We start from the raw sequence: 17,583 nt of genomic DNA on the forward strand, positions 1-17,583 counted from the left end.
CCCCCAGCCGCGAGGCGGCGAGGGGGACGAAGCGATGAGGAGGAGGTGGTGTAATCATGTGCTCCTTCCAGGACTTTCAGGAAATGTTTGGGTCGAATGTCACTATCACGTAGGTACCCAGCATCAGCGTGAACAGCATGGACAACGCCAGCAGCGAGTTCAGCCAGAATCGGGTGGTGTCTTTTCGGCTGTAGTCGTCGATGATGGTGCGCAGGCCGTTGCCGCCGTGCAGCTGCGCCAGCCACAACAGCAGCAGATCCCAGGTCTGCCAGAACGGGGACGCCCAGCGTTGCGCGACGAAGTTGAAGTCCAGGCGATACACGCCGTTGTCCCACATCAGCATGATGAACAGGTGCCCGATTGCCAGGAACACCAGCGCAACGCCGGAGAACCGCATGAACAACCACGCGAATTTCTCGAAGTTGGGCATGCCGGCACGCCGCCGTGGTGACCGCGGGTTGTCCAGGCTGGCCGGACGGTCGTAACTGCGCTGCCGTACCGGCGCGATCGTGCCCTTGTCGGGTTGCGGTCCGAGCTGAAGATCGGAGGTGCTCATCGGAAGTGCTCCCACATGTGGATGCCCACCACCACGCCCGCCGGAACCATCAGCAGCAGATAGACCACGCCGATGATCCACAACATCAGCCGCTGGTAGCGGGGGCCCTGCGACCAGAAATCGATCAAGATGACCCGGATCCCGTTCAGCGCGTGGAAGAGCACCGCAGCGACCAGGCCATATTCCATCAGGCCGACGATCGGGGTTTTGTAGGTCGCCAGCACCGCGTTGTAGGTCTGCGGACTCACCCGCAGCATCGCGGCGTCCAGGACGTGGACAAACAGGAAGAAGAAAATCGTCGCGCCGCTGATGCGATGCAGTACCCACGACCACATACCGGGATCTCCCCGATACAGAGTCCGAGGTGGTCGCCGTCCGCGCGACACGGTTGTCGCCGTTGTGTTCACCTCTCGCAAACCCCTTTAAACCGCCATCGAACACCTCTAGCCGGGCAATCGAGCTTAACTTGGCCGGATTGCGGAGTGTGCCGAACAGTCCGATCGCGGCCGTGTGTCGATGCAGAGTTAGGGTGGCTTTCTGACATTGTCCCATCGCCGAGCGGGGTTGCCGATGCCTGAGGTCGATTGGGATGTGCTGCGGGACAATGCAACCCATGCGGCAGCCGGGGCGTATGCGCCGTATTCGCGGTTCGGCGTGGGCGCGGCCGCACTGGTCGACGATGGCCGCGTCATCACCGGATGCAATGTGGAGAATGTCTCGCATGGCTTGGGTCTGTGTGCCGAATGCGCGGTGGTGTGTGCCCTGCATTCGACCGGCGGCGGCCAGCTGCTCGCGCTGGCATGCGTCGACAGTCACGGATCCATGCTGATGCCGTGCGGACGATGTCGTCAGCTGCTGCTCGAGCACGGCGGTCCCGAGCTGCTGATCGACCATCCGGCTGGGCCGCGTCGGCTCGGTGATTTGTTGCCCGACGCCTTCGGCATCGACGACCTGGCGCGGCGAGGGTGCGGGCTTGGACGGCCCGGGAAGGGGGCGGACGATTGAACCTCAAGTCGGGAGCCCGGTTGACCGACTTCGCATTCGACGCGCCGACGGTAATCCGGACCAAGCGGGACGGCGGGCGGTTGTCCGACGCCGCCATCGACTGGGTCATCGGGGCCTACACCGACGGCCGGGTCGCCGACGAACAGATGGCGGCGCTGTTGATGGCGATCGTTTGGCGGGGCATGGACCGCGGCGAGATCGCCCGCTGGACGGCGGCGATGCTGGCATCCGGTGAGCTGATGGATTTCTCCGATCTGCCGCTGCCGACCGTCGGCAAGCACTCGACCGGCGGAGTTGGGGACAAGACCACGGTGGCGTTGGTGCCCATCATCGCGGCCTGCGGCGGTGCGGTGCCGAAGGCGTCCGGTCGTGGGCTGGGGCATACCGGCGGCACCCTGGACAAGCTGGAATCCATCGCGGGGTTCACCACAGACCTGTCCAGCCAGCGCGTGCGTGAACAGCTGCGGGATATCGGCGCGGCGATATTTGGTGCCGGCCAGCTGGCGGCGGCCGACAAAAGGCTCTACGCGCTGCGCGATATCACCGCAACGGTCGAGTCGCTGCCGTTGATCGCCAGTTCGGTGATGAGCAAGAAGCTGGCCGAGGGCATCGGCGCGCTGGTGCTTGACGTGAAGGTCGGTTCGGGGGCGCTGATGGAGTCGGAGGCGCAGTGTCGCGAACTGGCCTACACCATGGTCGAGTTGGGCGCGGCGCACGGGGTGCGGACCCGCGCGGTGCTGACGGACATGAACCGCCCGCTGGGCGCGACGGTCGGCAATGCGCTCGAAGTTGGCGAATCGCTGGAGGTGCTGGCCGGCGGCGGGCCGCCGGATGTGGTGGAGCTGACATTGCGGTTGGCCGGCGAGATGCTCGAGCTTGCCGGAATCGACGGCCGCGATCCCGCGCAGACGTTGCGGGACGGCACCGCAATGGACCGATTCCGTCGGCTGGTCGCCGCTCAGGGCGGTGACTTGTCGGTGCCGTTGCCAATCGGTGCGCACTCAGAGACCGTGATCGCTGCGCGGAGCGGCAAAATGGGCGAAATCGACGCGATGGCGGTGGGGTTGGCAGCATGGCGACTCGGTGCGGGACGGTCCCAGCCGGGCGGGCAGGTGCAGTTGGGCGCCGGCATCAGGATCCATCGTCGTCCCGGGGAACCGGTCGCGGCCGGTGAGCCCTTGTTCACCCTGTACACCGACACCCCGGAACGCTTCGCTGCCGCACTGGCCGAGCTGGACGGCGCGTTCAGCGTTGGGGACACGCCGCCGCAGCCGCGGCGGCTCATCATCGATCGGATCACTCTATGAGCACAGCACCGACCCTGCACACGATCAGGCAAGCGCCCAAGGCCCTGCTGCACGATCACCTCGATGGCGGGTTGCGCCCGGCCACCGTGCTGGACATCGCCGGCCAGGTCGGCTATGACGAGCTGCCGGCCACCGACGCCGACGCGCTGGCGACCTGGTTTCGCACCCAATCGCACAGCGGCTCACTGGAGCGCTATCTTGAGCCGTTCTCGCACACCGTGGCGGTGATGCAGACGCCCGAGGCGTTGTACCGCGTCGCCCATGAGTGTGTGGAAGATCTAGCTGCCGACTCCGTGGTGTACGCCGAGGTGCGGTTCGCTCCCGAATTGCACATCAATCGCGGGCTGTCGTTCGACGACGTCGTAGACGCCGTTCTGCTGGGTTTCGCCGCCGGTGAGAAGGCGTGTGCCGCCGACGGCCATCCCATCACCGTCCGTTGTCTGGTCACCGCGATGCGGCACGCCGCAATGTCCCGGGAGATCGCGGAGCTGGCGATCCGTTTCCGGGACAAGGGGGTGGTCGGATTCGACATCGCCGGCGCGGAAGCCGGCCACCCGCCGACCCGGCACCTGGACGCTTTCGAGTACATGCGTGATCACAACGCACGCTTCACTATTCACGCTGGTGAGGCGTTCGGGCTGCCGTCCATCCACGAGGCGATCGCGTTCTGCGGAGCCGACCGGCTGGGCCACGGGATGCGGATCGGCGACGACATTGACGTCGACGCTGACGGCGGCTTCCGGTTGGGTCGGCTGGCGTCGATCCTGCGCGACAAGCGGGTTCCGCTGGAATTGTGTCCCAGCTCCAACGTGCAGACGGGCGCGGCCGCAAGCATCGCCGACCACCCGTTCGACCTACTGGCCCGGGCGCGGTTCCGGGTGACCGTCAACACCGACAACCGGCTGATGAGCGACACATCGATGAGCCTCGAGATGCATCGGTTGGTGGAGGCGTTCGGATACGGCTGGATCGACTTGGCGCGCTTCACCGTCAATGCGATGAAATCGGCGTTCATTCCGTTCGACCAGCGGCTGGCTCTGATCGAGGAGGTGATCAAGCCGCAGTACGCGGTGCTCATGGGTAATGCCGCCAAGACCGCGGAAGTGTCCCAGCAGGCACACAGCTAATCATCGGCAAGTTCGCTGGTAAATCCCACCTACCGTCAAGTTACTTGCCAGATAGCTTTCGTACTGTCATCGCATGTCCCGGTTCGGATGCCGCACGCTCATGCTGGCGACGTGCGCCGTTGCCACGGCGTTCAGCATGGCGGGCTTCGGTGGCGTCGCCAAATCCGAAGCCCAGCCCGCGCCGGTGCCCGACTACTTCTGGTGTCCTGGCCAACCTTTCGACCCGGCGTGGGGGCCCAACTGGGATCCCACTACCTGTCACGACGAATTCCAACGCTACATCGAAGAGCCCGTCCCAGAAGACCCTGCGCTTGACGATCCCGGTGCCGCGCCGCCCCCAGCCGCCGGCGGCGGCGGCGCATAGCGAGCCCGCCGGCATCGCCGATACGGCGTGCCATGGTGGTGGCGTCCTGACCGCGACTGAAGCTGGCTGAATCGAATCGTCCGCCGATAGGCATCCGGCCCGGGGATCCACGCCTCGCATTCGGCGAATATGCGTATCAACTGTGGGCGCGCGCCGCAGATCTACGACCCCGGTTCAGGGCAGAATTACGCCCTCCAGCCGATGGACTGCGCCGCCGGAAATGACAGGGTCGAAGCAACCGCTTTGACAACTTGACGGACGCTTGAAGGGACCCTGTCATGACCACCGGCAGCACTTCCACCACTGGCCACAACGACGCTGTGGCTTTGGCCGCCACACCCGTTGACCGGCTCGGGCGATTGACGCTGGATCGCGTGCGGTCACGTGCATGCCGGCCGAAGCGGTATACGTTCCTTGAGGACTCCTGCATGGCGCGCGCGATGAATCGACTCTGAGCACACGTGGCGCTGCCCACGACATAACATCGCTCGCATGCTGCTCAACCGTGCCATCGCCCAAGGCATCGCGGATGGCGGCGTCAGCCTGGTGCTCCGGCGCTGGGACGTCCCCCGGGCAAAGCCGGGTGGCACGCAGCGCACGGTGGTGGGCACGATTCGCATCGACAGTGTCGCCGAGCACCCGCACAACTACCGCGTCAGTGAAGCGCAGGCGCGCGCAGCCGGCTACCCCGATGCTGCGACCGCTCAGGCTGAGCTGGAACGTCGGCCGGCGGCGCACACCTACCTGATCGGAGTGTCGTATGCGGGCCTCGACGAGCGCCAGGCGCTGGCGGCAGCCGACACGCTGACCGGCGCCGACATCGCGGCAATCGTGTCCCGCCTCGACCGGTTCGACGCCGCCAGCGACTCCGGCCCATGGACCAGGCGGTACCTGCGGCTGATCGCCGACAATGAGGCGGTGCGCGCGCCGAACCTGGCGGCCGGCGAACGAATGGACGTGCCGCGGTTCAAGCGGCGGGTGCGCCGGCTCAAAGAGCTGGGCCTGACTATCAGCCTCGATGTGGGCTACCGGCTGGCGCCGCGCGGCCGGGCACTCATGGAAGCCATCGGCTAATGCAGTTGCTACCGGAGCACATTCGCACCGACGAGGCGCATGAGTTCACGCTCCCCGACGGGCGTACGCTCGCCTACCTGGAATGGGGTGATGGCACCGGCTATCCGGCGTTCTACTTTCATGGCACGCCAAGCTCGCGGCTTGAGGGCGCCTTCGCCGATTGTGCGGCACGGCGCACCGGCTTCCGGCTGATTGCCGTTGATCGGCCCGGGTACGGCCGCTCGACATTTCAGGAGGGGCGCAGGCTGCGGGATTGGCCGGCAGACGTGTGTGCCCTGGCCGACGCGCTCGAGCTGGACGAGTTCGGCGTGGTGGGGCATTCGGGAGCGGGACCGCACCTGTTTGCCTGCGGCGCGTTCATTCCTCGGGCACGACTCAAATTCGTCGGCGCGCTCGGACCGTGGGGCCCACCAGCCGGCGATAACGTTGAGCCGGACGTCATGCGCAGCCTTAACATCGCTGACCGGTTCTATGCGCGTTTGGCGCGACGTGGACCGCGGCTATTCGGTGCCTTGTTCGCCCCGCTCGGCTGGTGCGCGAAGTACTCTCCCGGATTGTTTTCCGGTTTGATAACCGCTTCGGTGCCCGCGGCGGACAAGCACCGCCTGCGCGACGAACTCTTCGGACGCCACTTCCGTGCGGTTCAACTCGAAGCATTCCGGCAGGGCAGCCGCGGGGCAGCGTACGAATCGTTTCTTGAATACCGCCCCTGGGGTTTCGATCTCGCCGAGGTGGCCGTGCCCACTCACATCTGGCTGGGTGACCGTGACTCCTTCGTACCACGCGCGATGGGGGAGTACCTGGAGCGCTCGATTCCGCACGTCGATGTGCACTGGGCCGAAGGTAAAGGCCATTTCAACATCGAAGACTGGGACGCGATTCTCGCCGCGTGTGCCACCGATATCGGCGAGCGCCGCGGTAGTTGACGCAACCTCGGGGCCCAGGGTGGTCTGTACGACGCCTGCCCGGGGTGTTGCGTCGCGAAGTTCACCCCCGGCGGGGTCTCTTCGACCGGCTAGCGCTGGCTTATTCGCGCCTTAGCCGCGACTCGATGAACCGTTCCAATTTTTCCCACTCCCGGACCACCGCCGCATACGGAGCGCCGGGTTTGCCGACCGAGTCGGGGTCCAACACGTAGGCCACCAGCTTGCCCAGCGGCCTGGCCGCGTCCAGCGCCTTGTCGACCGTGCTCTCCTCGGAGTAGTCGCCGATATCGCGGAGCAGCTCGACGGCCAGGTCGAGCTGCTCACGGTCCACCGCGCCCGGTCCGTCGGCGAAATCGTCGGCCAGCCCGGTCAGCACGTAGACATTGTCGTCGGTGACGTCCACGGCCAGTGAGCCATCGGTAGCGGCGGTGCGGATGTCGTCGTAGGTGCTCAGGTCCGACAAGTCGTGGTCGTGCTCATCGGCAAGATAACGCGCCAGGGCCCGCTCGGAGCTGAACACACTGATCCGACCGTTGCGGCCCAGGAAGATCGGTCGATCGTCCAGGTAACAGCGAAGCGTGTAGAAGGTACCGGCACCCGTCATGATCTGGATCGGGTCGATGCCTACCTGAAGCCAGAAGTCCTCATCGGCGCCAAGTACGACGGTGTCACCGGGCGCGCGGGCTTCCGCTTCGGTTGCTTCGGCTGTTTCGGCCACCGGTTCAGACGCCTCATCGTCGGACTCGGCCGACTCCTGCGCGGCCTGCTCTGCCGCCTGTTCTTCCGCCTCGGGCTGCTCGGACTCCTCGGGCTCGTTGGGCTGCTCGGACTCCTCGGGCTCCTCGGGCTCCTCGGGCTCTTCGGCCAACTCCTCGGCGGCCTTGGCCGACAGCTCGGCATCGACCTCGGGAGTGCTGATGATCGCGTCGATGGCCTTGAGCACGTCGTCCCAGCTGCGCCCGATGACCTCGGCGATCGAATTCCAGCGCTTATGGCCGGCCTTGCCGGTGAAGTGATCGATTCCGCCAGAAACCGTGCCCAGGATGGGATTGCCGTTGAAAAACTTCGACACCGCCGCCAGCTCGCACACCGAACCGATGGAGGACACGATCGACAGCGTGGCAGCCAGCGCGGCGACCGACTCCTCGGTCGGCTTCTCGGCCACCAGTTCCTCGACGACGACCAGGTCGAACTGATTGTCGTCGGCAGGGTTGAGCTTGTGCGGGTGAACTCCGGTCAGGTCCGTCCATGCCGGGTGGTCGACCAGGTCGTTTTCGCTGTCGGTGCGCACGAACGCAACCAGGTCAGAGACGCTCTCGAAGCCGTACAGGTCGTCGTCCTTACCCAGGAACGCCTCCCACTCGTCTCCGGCATCGCGCCAGCGAGGTGCCCAGAGCGTGTAGCGATCACCGGCGGACAGGCTCAAACGGATGGGGACGAGGTCAGCAACCATGCGGCACAGAATAGCGACGGCCGGCGAGGCCGCGTCCACGGGTAGCGGGCCCGCTGGCGGTTACCCGCCCCAAATGTCGGTTATCGGGGGAGCATTCGCCGCGTTACCCGTCTTGGGTAGTCCGTACATCTGCTCCAGCGTGGACAGCACGTTGTAGTGGCTGATGGTCTCGTTGTAGGTTCCGGGCGCCACGTGCGCGCCGTAGAACACCGTCGGGATTTGATTTCGGCTGCCGCCGTCGTCTTCGTCCCAAGTCACGATGAGCAGGCTGTTGTTTGCCTTGGCCCAGTTGGCGTACGCAGACAGGTGGCGGTTCAGCCAGGCGTCGCCTTCCGCGATCGAGCCGTCGTGCATGTCGTTGTCGGCGTTGGGGATGACGAACGACACCGTCGGCAGGCTGGCGAAGCTTTCCGGCTTCGGAAATGCGGAAAACGGCACTGAGAGCGTCGGCGGCACGTTGCTGAAGTTGACCCACGGCACATGCTTGCGCGCGTACTTGCCCGCGCTGCACACGGTCGAGCCGACCTCGGGCAGGTCTTCGGCGAAACCGATGAAGGTGTGACCGGCGGCGAGCAATTCGGAACCCAAATTGGGCAGCGCGCCGCCGTTGACCGGGCACACGTTCTTCTTCAACCCGAATGTGCTGCCGGCGAACAGCGCCAGGTAGTTGGGTTCGCTTGGGTGTGTTTCCGCGAACGACTGGGCCATCATTGCGCCCTTGACGGCCAGCTCATTGATAAAGGGAGCCGACGCGTTGCCAATGATGTTGGCCTGCGAACGGTTCTCCTCCACCACGATCACCACGTGCGCGAAGGTCGGCAAAGCGGCCGCCGCCAGACCCACTCGATCCGAAACGCCGGCCCATTGGGCGGCTAGCGACACGGCCACGGCACCGAACACGGCAAGTGCTCGGTATGCCCTGTTCAGGTGACGTCTGAGGGTCTGGATCCCGAGAAGCATGCCGCGAGTATATGGACGGGGGTGGCCGGCCGAGCGGATGGACCCACGCGTATCGGCGGGCTTTAGGGGACCGAGCCCCGATTGTTATATAGGGTCAAACGCCGTGCAGGTCCATGTCATTGACCATCCGCTGGCCGCGGCCCGACTGACCACGCTGCGTGACGAACGCACCGACAACGCCACCTTCCGGGCCGCGCTGCGCGAGCTCACGCTGGTGCTGATCTACGAGGCCACCCGCGATGCGCCCAGCGAGGCAGTCCCGATCCGTACTCCGCTCGCCGAGACGGTCGGGTCGCGGCTGATCAAACCGCCACTGCTGGTTCCCGTGCTGCGGGCGGGGTTGGGCATGGTCAACGAGGCGCATGCCGCGCTGCCGGAGGCACGCGTCGGCTTCGTCGGTGTTGTCCGTGACGAGGAAACCCACCAGCCGGTGCCGTATCTGGAGTCGCTGCCCGACGACCTGTCTGACATTCCGGTAATGGTGCTCGACCCCATGGTGGCCACCGGCGGTTCGATGGCGCACACCCTCGGTCGGCTGATGTCCCGCGGAGCGGCGGACATCACAGTGCTGTGCGTGGTCGCGGCGCCGGAAGGAATCGCGGCACTAGAGAGGGCTGCGCCAAACGCGCGGTTGGTCACTGTGGCCATCGACGACGGGCTCAACGAGATCGCCTACATCGTGCCCGGGCTCGGCGATGCTGGTGATCGTCAGTTCGGCCCCCGCTGAGTCACCAGTGCCGCACTGAGGCCAACAGTTCATCGATCCGTGCCCGGGCTCGCTCGCGGGCAGCTACTAGGTCACCGGCCACCGCGCAGCGGATCTCCAAGTAGCACTTCAGCTTCGGCTCGGTCCCCGAAGGCCGCACCACCACCCTTACCGACATGTCGCCGTCGCCCCCGGTGAGGATCAGCGCGTCGCCGATATCAGTGATGGTGGCGATGAAACCGGTCAGTCGAGCCGGCGGGTCGTCGCGGAGCCGTCGCATCAGATCGGTGGCCTCGGCGGAGTCGCCGACGCGGCGTGACAGCGCGGCTACCTCGTGCACGCCGTAGCGTTGGGCGAGTTCGTCGAGCAGGTCGGTCACCGAACGACCTTGCCCTTTGCAGGTGGCCACTAGATCGCACACCAAGACCGCGGCGCTGATGCCGTCTTTGTCGCGCACAGCGGCCGGGTCGACGCAATGCCCGATCGCTTCCTCGTAGGCGTACACCAGGGTGCCGGGCAGGCCCTCATCCGCGCGGGCTAGCCACTTGAAGCCGGTGAGCGTCTCGACGTGCACCGCGCCGTAATGCGCGGCGATCGCCGCCAGCATCCGCGACGACACCAAGGTGCTGGCCACCACCCTGGGTTCGGGCGGCGACGCCCGGTCGTCGGTCCGGGACAAGATGTAATCGCCTAGTAGCCAACCAGTTTCGTCGCCGGACAGCATCCGCCATCCGGATACCGTGGGTATCCCGACCGCGCAGCGATCCGCATCGGGATCCAGCGCGATCGCGACGTCGGCGTTCACGTCGGCGGCCAGGGTGAGCAGTGCGTCGGCGGCGCCGGGTTCTTCGGGGTTCGGAAACGTCACGGTGGGAAAGTCGGGGTCCGGCGCGAACTGCGCCGCGACGGTGTGCACCTCGTTGAAACCGGCACGCCGGAGGGTCTCGACAGCCACCGCCCCGCCAACCCCGTGCAGTGCCGTCAGGGCAACTCGGACCGAACCGCTACCGCAGCGGACCCCGGCGGCGCGCTGGATGTAGCGCTCGACCAGGTCGGTGTCAGCGGGTTCGACGGCCTTCCTGGCGATCTGATCGGCCGGGGGAGCGGCGGCCATCGCTGCTTCGATTTGCCGGTCGGTGGGGGCGACGATCTGAATGCCGCCGTCGAGATACACCTTGTAGCCGTTGTCGGTCGGCGGGTTGTGCGACGCCGTTATCTGTATCCCGGCGGCGGCGCCGATGTGCCGCACCGCGAATGCCACCACCGGCGTCGGCACTGGGTCGGGCAGGCGCAACACGGAAAAGCCTTCGGCGGCAAGCACTTCAGCCGCCGCGTTGGCAAACGCGGGCGAGCCGTGCCGGGCATCGCGTCCCACGATTACCGGCGAACCAGCCAGACCTCGATCGGCAAGCACCTGTGCCACCGCCCAGGTTGCGCGCAACACCACCGCGAGGTTCATCGCATCCGGCCCGCCCCGAACCGGTCCGCGCAAGCCCGCGGTGCCGAACGCAAGTGGGCGGGCGAATCGAGCGGCGAGTTCGTCGGGGCCACAGCCGGAGAGCTCCGCGGCCGTCTGTGGATCCGGGTCGTGAGCGATCCAGTCTTCGGGTGTCACGGTTCAGAATCGGGCTACTACGTCGGCCAACAGCGAGCCCAGCCGGCCCGCCGACGCGGCCCCGGCGGCGAGCACCTCGCCGTGGCTCAGCGGCTCGCCGGTGATCCCGGCTGCCTTGTTCGTCACCAGGGATACTCCCAGCACCTCCGCGCCCGCCGCGCGGGCGGCGATGGTTTCGTGCACCGTCGACATGCCCACCAGGTCGGCGCCCAGCATTTGGAGCATCCGGATCTCCGCCGGCGTCTCGTAGTGCGGGCCGGGCAGGCCCGCGTAGACGCCTTCGGCCAGCCCCGGGTCGCATTGGCGGGCCAGGTGTCGCAGCCGCGGCGCGTAGGCGTCGGTCAGGTCGGCGAACTGGGCGCCGACCAGCGGGGACCGTGCGGTCAGGTTCAGGTGGTCGCTGATCAGGACGGGTTGGCCGACCTGCAGGTCCGCGCGCAGGCCGCCGGCGCCATTGGTGAGCACGATGATGCGCGCTCCGGCCGCACAGGCCACCCGCACCGGGTGCACGACGTGGCTCAGGTCGTGACCCTCGTAGGGGTGGATGCGGCCAACCAGCACCAGCACCCGGTGCTCGCCGATGCGCAGCGACAGCAGCTTACCCGCGTGCCCGGCCGCCGTTGGCGGCGTGAACCCGGGCAGTTCGGCCTGGGGCAGCACCGCGGTCGGGGAGCCCAGTGCCGCAATGGCGCCTGACCATCCGGACCCGAGCACGATCGCGACGTCGTGTTCGCCGATCCCGGTGCGCTCGCCGATGACCTGCGCCGCCCGCCGCGCGAGTTCATCGACAGCGGCCCGACCGTCAGTCACACCGGTCGAGCCTAGCCCGGGCTACCGGGATTGCACACGGCGCCGGTCGCCACCGTTCAAGATGCCACTTCATATCGGAGCGGTCATGATAGCCAAAGAATGGCCCGAGGGGAGCGCGCTGGCATTCGTGGGTGATCGGGTCGAGTCCCGGCGATGCTCGTCGATGAGATACTGCGAAGATGCTCGCACCCAGCGCCCAGGACTTAGTGGAGGATGTGGTGCGACGCCGTGGCGGTGAGCTGATTGAGTTGTCTCACTCGATCCACGCCGAGCCGGAGCTGGCTTTCGCCGAATACCGCAGCTGCGCCAAGGCGCAGGCGTTGGTCGCCGAACGTGGTTTCGAGATCACGAAGGCCGTCGCCGGGTTGGACACGGCGTTTCGCGCCGACTACGGCAGCGGACCGTTGGTTGTCGGGGTGTGCGCCGAGTACGACGCGCTTCCCGAAATCGGGCACGCGTGCGGGCACAACATCATCGCGGCCGCCGCGGTGGGCACCGCGCTGGCACTGGCCGAGGTGGCCGACGACCTGGGCTTGACCGTGGCCTTGTTGGGAACTCCTGCCGAGGAATCTGGCGGCGGTAAGGCACTGATGCTGCAGGCCGGGACGTTCGACGATGTCGCGGTGGCCGTGATGGTTCATCCCGGGCCGACCGACATCGCCGGGGCCCGATCCCTGGCCCTGTCCGAGGTCACCGTGCACTACCAGGGTAAGGAATCGCACGCGGCCGTCGCGCCACATCTAGGGGTCAACGCCGCCGACGCCGTGACCGTGGCGCAGGTGGCCATTGGGGTACTTCGACAGCAACTGGCTCCCGGGCAAATGGTGCACGGCATCGTGACCGACGGCGGCCAGGCGGTAAACGTCATCCCCGGGCAGGCGAAGCTGCGGTATGCGATGCGCGCGTTTGAATCGGATTCGCTGCGCGAGCTGGAGGGCAGGATGTTCGCATGCTTTGCTGCGGGTGCGCTGGCCGCTGGCTGCGAGTACGTAATCGACGAGGCCGCGCCGGCATACGCGGACCTCAAGCCCGACCGATGGCTGGTTGAGGTGTGTCGGGAGGAGATGCACCGGCTGGGGCGCGAGCCGGTGCCGTCGTCTGCCGAGGCGGGGCTACCCCTGGGCAGCACCGACATGGGCAACGTGACGCAGGCGCTGCCCGGGATCCATCCGGTGATCGGCGTCGATGCCGGCGGGGCGACGGTGCACCAACGCGCCTTCGCCGCGGCTGCCGCTGGTCTGAGCGCCGATCGCGCGGTGGTTGACGGTGCGATCATGTTGGCGCGCACGATTGTCCGGCTAGCCCAGACTCCCGATGAGCGTGACCGGGTGCTGACCGCGCAGCAGCGCAGGGTGCCACTATGAGCCTCGTCGACACCGCCGAATCATGGCTGGCCGCGCATCACGACGACTTGGTCGCCTGGCGCCGGCACATTCATCGTTATCCGGAGTTGGGTCGTCAGGAATACGCCACTACTCAGTTTGTCGCCGAGCGGTTGGCCGACGCGGGGCTGAACCCGAAGGTGCTGCCCGGTGGGACGGGACTCACCTGCGATTTCGGCCCCGAGCATCAGCCGAGGATCGCGTTACGCGCCGATATGGATGCGCTGCCGATGGCCGAGCGGACCGGCGCCCCCTACGCCTCGACGATGCCCAACGTCGCCCACGCCTGTGGTCATGACGCGCACACCGCGATCCTGCTGGGCACCGCACTTGCCTTGGCGTCCGTACCGGAGCTGCCGGTCGGGGTGCGGTTGATCTTCCAGGCTGCCGAGGAGCTGATGCCGGGCGGTGCCATCGACGCAATCGCGGCCGGCGCGTTGGCCGGGGTGTCACGGATCTTCGCCCTGCACTGCGACCCCCGGCTCGAGGTCGGCAAGGTCGCGGTCAGGCAGGGCCCCATCACGTCGGCGGCCGACTCGATAGAAATCACGTTGTATTCGCCTGGCGGGCACACGTCGCGTCCGCACTTGACCGCTGACTTGGTCTACGGGCTCGGCACGCTGATCACCGGGCTGCCCGGGGTGCTGTCCCGTCGCATCGACCCGCGCAACAGCACCGTGTTGGTGTGGGGCGCGGTCAACGCGGGTTTGGCCGCCAACGCCATTCCCCAGACCGGAATTCTGTCCGGCACCGTCCGCACGGCTAGCCGGCAAACCTGGGTTGACCTCGAGGAGATTATCCGCCAGGCCGTGTCGGCGCTGTTGTTCCCGCTGGCGATCGAACACACGTTGCAATACCGTCGCGGGGTGCCGCCGGTGGTCAATGAGGACGTATCGACCCGCATTCTCACCCATGCCATCGAAGCCGTCGGCCCCGGTGTGCTGGCTGACACCCGGCAGTCCGGCGGCGGTGAGGACTTCTCCTGGTATCTGGAGGAGGTTCCAGGGGCGATGGCGCGACTGGGTGTGTGGTCGGGCGAGGGACTGCAGTTGGACCTGCATCAGCCGACGTTCGACATCGACGAGCGAGCCCTGGCGATGGGGCTGCGGGTGATGGTCAACATCATCGAACAGTCCGCCGCCTGCTAAGGCCGTGCGCTAGGGGCACGCCGCCTGGGCCGGCATTCTGTGGGCCCTCGGTGCGGTGGATGGTGAATTGTCGCCAACCCCTGCTGGCCCGACGGTAGCTGGCATGAATGCAGAGCTGCGCCGGTTGCTCGACGCGCAAGGCGGAGTGGTGGCCGCTGGCCAGGCGCTGACCTTCCTCAGCCGGCGCGCCCTGGAGGCACACGTCAATAGTGGTGTACTGCAAAAGATTTGGTACGGCGTTTACGGCCGCGGTGAGGTGAATACCGGGTTGCGATTGCGCGGTCTGGACTTGGCCGCCGGCACGACGGTCACGGCCTGCATGGGTACCGCCGCCGCCGCGTACGGCTTCGACACCGAGGGAACAGCGGAGCTACCGTGCTGAATCCCGGTGGTCGGCGGGTGCGATCGACCGACGGCCTTGTCCTACACCGGCGTGCGGGAGCTCCGCTTACCTTGGTCGGGGGGCGGCCGGCGACCACGCCCGCGTGGACGGCGATTGAGGTGGCGCGTGGCCCGTGTAGGCCTCGAGCCCTGGCGACGCTGGACGCTGCGCTGCGCAGCGGGGCGTGTACCCGCGACCAACTGGATTGGGCAGTCAGGCGTCAGTGTGGGCGGCGGGGCATCATCACCGCGCGCGAGTTGTTCGGTTTGGCCTGCGCGAAGGCGGAGTCGCCGGATGGAGAGCGAGGCGCGCCTGGTCATGGTCGACGGCGGACTGCCGCCCCCGGTGCTGCAATACGAGATCGTGGCACGGTGGCCCGAGGCATTTCTGCGGGACCGTCGACGTGGTGCGGCACTGTTGGATCTGGGATGGGTGGTCGTGCCGATCGTGGCCGGGGATGTCAGATATCGGCAGGGCGAACTGGTCCACCGGATTGCGATGCGATTGGAGCGCGGCCGAGCGGCATGATGCCCTCACGAAGGTCCGCAGAATGCCGGCTGCAACGGCGTGTCGCTGTACAAACGCGCGCTAGCAAGCGGGTGGGTACCCCCAGCTCGCGATGCCTTTACTAGGTGGTGGTTCCCGGGCCGATGTTGCGGGCTGGGCGGGTACGCAGGTCGTGGACGTAATCACCTGGCGCGCCAGCGATCTCAGCAGCATCAGCCATCACACCCAAATAGCGTGCCGACGGTAGTCCGCCTTCCCAGGCGTCCAAAACGTACAACCACGCGAGGACGGGATCCGTTGTGGTGTCCGAGGATAGGCGCTCCACGCGGCATCGGATCTTCTTGTGGACGCCGAATTCGGAGCCTTCCCAGCGGTCCAGGTTCTTTTCGTCCGCCGGCGTCATGTCGTAGAGCACGACGAACACCTTCGACCCCGGATCTTCGACGACTGTGGCCAGCGCCCCTTCCCAGCCGATGTCCTCGCCGCCGAATGTCAGCCGCCACCCGGGTAACCAGCCGGTTCCGGCCATCGGCGAGTGGGGTGCGCGCTTGAGCATCTGCTCGGGATGCATGTTCGACCCGTAGGCGGCGTAGAGCGGCACGGGGAAAGCTTAGACGGCACCTGGTCACGCGGCGCTCATCTGATGGCCGGCTGGCTCCTCCTCACGCCGCGCTGCGGCGTGCATCGTCGCCAAGCTGGGTCTGATTGCTTGGCTCCTCCTCACGCCGCGCTGCGGCGTGCATCGTCGCCAAGCTAGGTTATGGGCTGTGGTGACCCGCATCGTGATCCTAGGTGGTGGTCCGGCCGGCTACGAGGCCGCACTGGTAGCGGCCACCTCACACCCCGAAACAACCCAAGTCACCGTGATCGACTCCGACGGCATCGGCGGGGCCGCCGTTCTGGACGACTGCGTGCCATCCAAGACGTTCATTGCCTCCACCGGGCTGCGTACCGAACTGCGCAGAGCGCCGCACCTGGGCTTTCATATCGACTTCGACGACGCCAAGATCTCGCTGCCGCAGATCCATGCCCGGGTCAAGACACTGGCGGCAGCGCAATCGGCCGACATCACCGCCCAGCTGCTCAGCATCGGCGTTCAGGTGATCGCCGGCCGGGGCGAGCTGATCGACTCCACACCCGGCCTGGCGCGCCATCGCATCCAAGCGACCGCCACCGACGGCTCCACCAGTGACCATGAGGCCGACGTCGTGCTGATCGCCACCGGGGCCAGTCCGCGAATCCTGCCGTCGGCCCAGCCGGACGGCCAGCGCATTCTGACCTGGCGGCAGCTCTACGACTTGGAAGCGTTGCCCGAGCACCTCATCGTGGTGGGCTCTGGAGTTACCGGCGCCGAGTTCGTCGACGCCTACACCGAATTGGGGGTGCCGGTCACGGTGGTGGCCAGCCAAGACCACGTGCTGCCGTATGAGGACGCTGACGCCGCGCTGGTCCTGGAAGAGTCGTTCGCCGAACGGGGCGTCCGGCTATTCAAGAATGCCCGTGCAGCATCGGTCACCCACACCGGCGCCGGGATTCTCGTCACGATGACCGATGGTCGCACTGTCGAGGGCAGCCACGCCTTGATGACCATCGGGTCGGTCCCCAACACCAGGGGCCTCGGCCTGGAGCGGGTCGGCATCGAACTCGGACGTGGCGACTACCTGACCGTGGACCGGGTGTCGCGGACGTCGGCGACAGGCATTTATGCCGCGGGCGACTGCACCGGGCTGCTGCCGCTGGCGTCGGTCGCCGCGATGCAGGGCCGCATCGCGATGTATCACGCGCTGGGTGAAGGCGTCAGCCCCATCCGGTTGCGCACGGTGGCGGCGACGGTTTTCACCAGACCCGAGATTGCCGCGGTAGGCGTGCCGCAATCGGCCATCGACAACGGTTCGGTGCTGGCGCGCACCATTATGCTGCCGTTGCGAACCAACGCACGCGCCAAGATGTCCGAGGTGCGGCATGGCTTCGTCAAGATCTTCTGTCGGCGGTCCACCGGCGTGGTGATCGGCGGCGTGGTGGTGGCGCCGATCGCATCCGAGCTGATCCTGCCCATCGCCGTAGCCGTTCAGAACCGCATCACCGTCAACGAGCTGGCCCAGACGCTGGCCGTTTACCCATCGTTATCGGGTTCGATAACCGAGGCCGCCCGCCGGCTGATGGCACACGACGATCTGGACTGAAGGGCGGCTCAAAACACGGCTGAAGAACTAGCCTTGGTGGCGCACCACCTACCGACAAGTAACTGACAGGAGCCGGTG

The 17,583-nt window shown here is 66.8% G+C and carries 16 protein-coding genes and 2 pseudogenes; 11 read left to right on the plus strand and 7 right to left on the minus strand.

The features are described from left to right. Positions 1-76: 76 nt before the first annotated feature. Together AADZ55_RS05310 and sdhC are read right to left on the minus strand one after the other, a co-directional pair. Positions 77-556: a succinate dehydrogenase hydrophobic membrane anchor subunit gene (locus tag AADZ55_RS05310; protein ID WP_085323185.1), complete on the minus strand. Its 480-nt coding sequence runs from the start codon at positions 554-556 to the stop codon at positions 77-79. Next, positions 553-891 carry a succinate dehydrogenase, cytochrome b556 subunit gene (sdhC, locus tag AADZ55_RS05315; protein WP_242669943.1) on the minus strand — a complete coding sequence of 113 codons (339 nt, stop codon included), beginning with the start codon at positions 889-891 and terminating at the stop codon, positions 553-555. The genes AADZ55_RS05310 and sdhC overlap by 4 nt, the downstream gene beginning before the upstream one ends. Before the next feature lie 235 nt (positions 892-1,126). Between sdhC and AADZ55_RS05320 the strand changes: the two genes are divergently transcribed. The 6 genes from AADZ55_RS05320 (at position 1,127) to AADZ55_RS05345 (ending at position 6,359) form a co-directional block, all read left to right on the plus strand. Next, a complete protein-coding gene (locus AADZ55_RS05320; RefSeq protein WP_085323187.1) occupies positions 1,127-1,561 on the plus strand; it encodes a cytidine deaminase in 435 nt (144 codons plus the stop codon). A gap of 20 nt (positions 1,562-1,581) precedes the next feature. Next, positions 1,582-2,868 (plus strand): thymidine phosphorylase, encoded by a 1,287-nt coding sequence (locus AADZ55_RS05325; protein WP_085323434.1) that lies wholly within the window; start codon positions 1,582-1,584, stop codon positions 2,866-2,868. Further along, positions 2,865-3,995 carry an adenosine deaminase gene (locus tag AADZ55_RS05330; RefSeq protein WP_085323188.1) on the plus strand — a complete coding sequence of 377 codons (1,131 nt, stop codon included), beginning with the start codon at positions 2,865-2,867 and terminating at the stop codon, positions 3,993-3,995. The genes AADZ55_RS05325 and AADZ55_RS05330 overlap by 4 nt, the downstream gene beginning before the upstream one ends. A 73-nt stretch (positions 3,996-4,068) precedes the next feature. Next, positions 4,069-4,359 carry a pilin gene (locus AADZ55_RS05335; RefSeq protein ID WP_085323189.1) on the plus strand — a complete coding sequence of 97 codons (291 nt, stop codon included), beginning with the start codon at positions 4,069-4,071 and terminating at the stop codon, positions 4,357-4,359. A 492-nt stretch (positions 4,360-4,851) separates the two neighbouring features. Then, complete coding sequence (locus AADZ55_RS05340) at positions 4,852-5,433, plus strand: hypothetical protein (RefSeq protein WP_085323190.1); 582 nt, start codon at positions 4,852-4,854, stop codon at positions 5,431-5,433. Next, positions 5,433-6,359, plus strand: a complete 927-nt coding sequence (locus tag AADZ55_RS05345; RefSeq protein ID WP_085323191.1) for an alpha/beta fold hydrolase — start codon at positions 5,433-5,435, stop codon at positions 6,357-6,359. Before AADZ55_RS05340 ends, AADZ55_RS05345 begins: the two co-directional genes overlap by 1 nt. 100 nt (positions 6,360-6,459) lie before the next feature. On the opposite strand, the gene AADZ55_RS05350 is transcribed toward AADZ55_RS05345, so the two are convergent. Continuing rightward, positions 6,460-7,812 carry a primosomal protein gene (locus AADZ55_RS05350; RefSeq protein ID WP_085323435.1) on the minus strand — a complete coding sequence of 451 codons (1,353 nt, stop codon included), beginning with the start codon at positions 7,810-7,812 and terminating at the stop codon, positions 6,460-6,462. Between the two features lie 60 nt (positions 7,813-7,872). Next, positions 7,873-8,772 carry an alkaline phosphatase family protein gene (locus AADZ55_RS05355; protein WP_085323192.1) on the minus strand — a complete coding sequence of 300 codons (900 nt, stop codon included), beginning with the start codon at positions 8,770-8,772 and terminating at the stop codon, positions 7,873-7,875. Positions 8,773-8,875: 103 nt separating this feature from the next. Here AADZ55_RS05355 and upp point away from each other — a divergent pair, with 103 nt between their 5' ends. After that, entirely contained in the window at positions 8,876-9,499 is a 624-nt protein-coding gene (gene upp, locus AADZ55_RS05360) for a uracil phosphoribosyltransferase (protein WP_085323193.1), read from the plus strand. A 1-nt stretch (position 9,500) separates the two neighbouring features. On the opposite strand, the gene AADZ55_RS05365 is transcribed toward upp, so the two are convergent. Both AADZ55_RS05365 and AADZ55_RS05370 read right to left on the minus strand, forming a co-directional pair. Continuing rightward, on the minus strand, positions 9,501-11,093 hold the full coding sequence (locus AADZ55_RS05365; RefSeq protein WP_085323194.1) for a phospho-sugar mutase: 1,593 nt from the start codon (positions 11,091-11,093) through the stop codon (positions 9,501-9,503). A gap of 3 nt (positions 11,094-11,096) precedes the next feature. Beyond that, a complete protein-coding gene (locus AADZ55_RS05370; RefSeq protein WP_085323195.1) occupies positions 11,097-11,903 on the minus strand; it encodes a purine-nucleoside phosphorylase in 807 nt (268 codons plus the stop codon). Between the two features lie 179 nt (positions 11,904-12,082). Here AADZ55_RS05370 and AADZ55_RS05375 point away from each other — a divergent pair, with 179 nt between their 5' ends. The 3 genes and pseudogenes from AADZ55_RS05375 to AADZ55_RS05385 all read left to right on the plus strand — a co-directional run bounded on the left by AADZ55_RS05375 (position 12,083) and on the right by AADZ55_RS05385 (position 15,343). After that, the gene (locus AADZ55_RS05375) at positions 12,083-13,267 is read left to right on the plus strand and encodes an amidohydrolase (protein ID WP_085323196.1); all 1,185 of its coding nucleotides are present in this window, start codon (positions 12,083-12,085) and stop codon (positions 13,265-13,267) included. Next, complete coding sequence (locus tag AADZ55_RS05380) at positions 13,264-14,433, plus strand: M20 family metallopeptidase (protein ID WP_085323197.1); 1,170 nt, start codon at positions 13,264-13,266, stop codon at positions 14,431-14,433. The genes AADZ55_RS05375 and AADZ55_RS05380 overlap by 4 nt, the downstream gene beginning before the upstream one ends. A gap of 103 nt (positions 14,434-14,536) precedes the next feature. Continuing rightward, positions 14,537-15,343, plus strand: a pseudogene (locus tag AADZ55_RS05385) (hypothetical protein). Between the two features lie 100 nt (positions 15,344-15,443). Here AADZ55_RS05385 and AADZ55_RS05390 read toward each other — a convergent pair. Beyond that, the gene (locus AADZ55_RS05390) at positions 15,444-15,923 is read right to left on the minus strand and encodes a gamma-glutamylcyclotransferase (protein WP_085323198.1); all 480 of its coding nucleotides are present in this window, start codon (positions 15,921-15,923) and stop codon (positions 15,444-15,446) included. A gap of 166 nt (positions 15,924-16,089) precedes the next feature. Between AADZ55_RS05390 and AADZ55_RS05395 the strand changes: the two are divergent. After that, a pseudogene (locus tag AADZ55_RS05395) lies at positions 16,090-17,571 on the plus strand (NAD(P)H-quinone dehydrogenase). The last annotated feature ends 12 nt before the right edge of the window (positions 17,572-17,583 follow it).

The organism is Mycobacterium decipiens (assembly GCF_963853665.1).
In the GTDB taxonomy this organism is placed as follows: Bacteria; Actinomycetota; Actinomycetes; order Mycobacteriales; family Mycobacteriaceae; genus Mycobacterium; species Mycobacterium decipiens.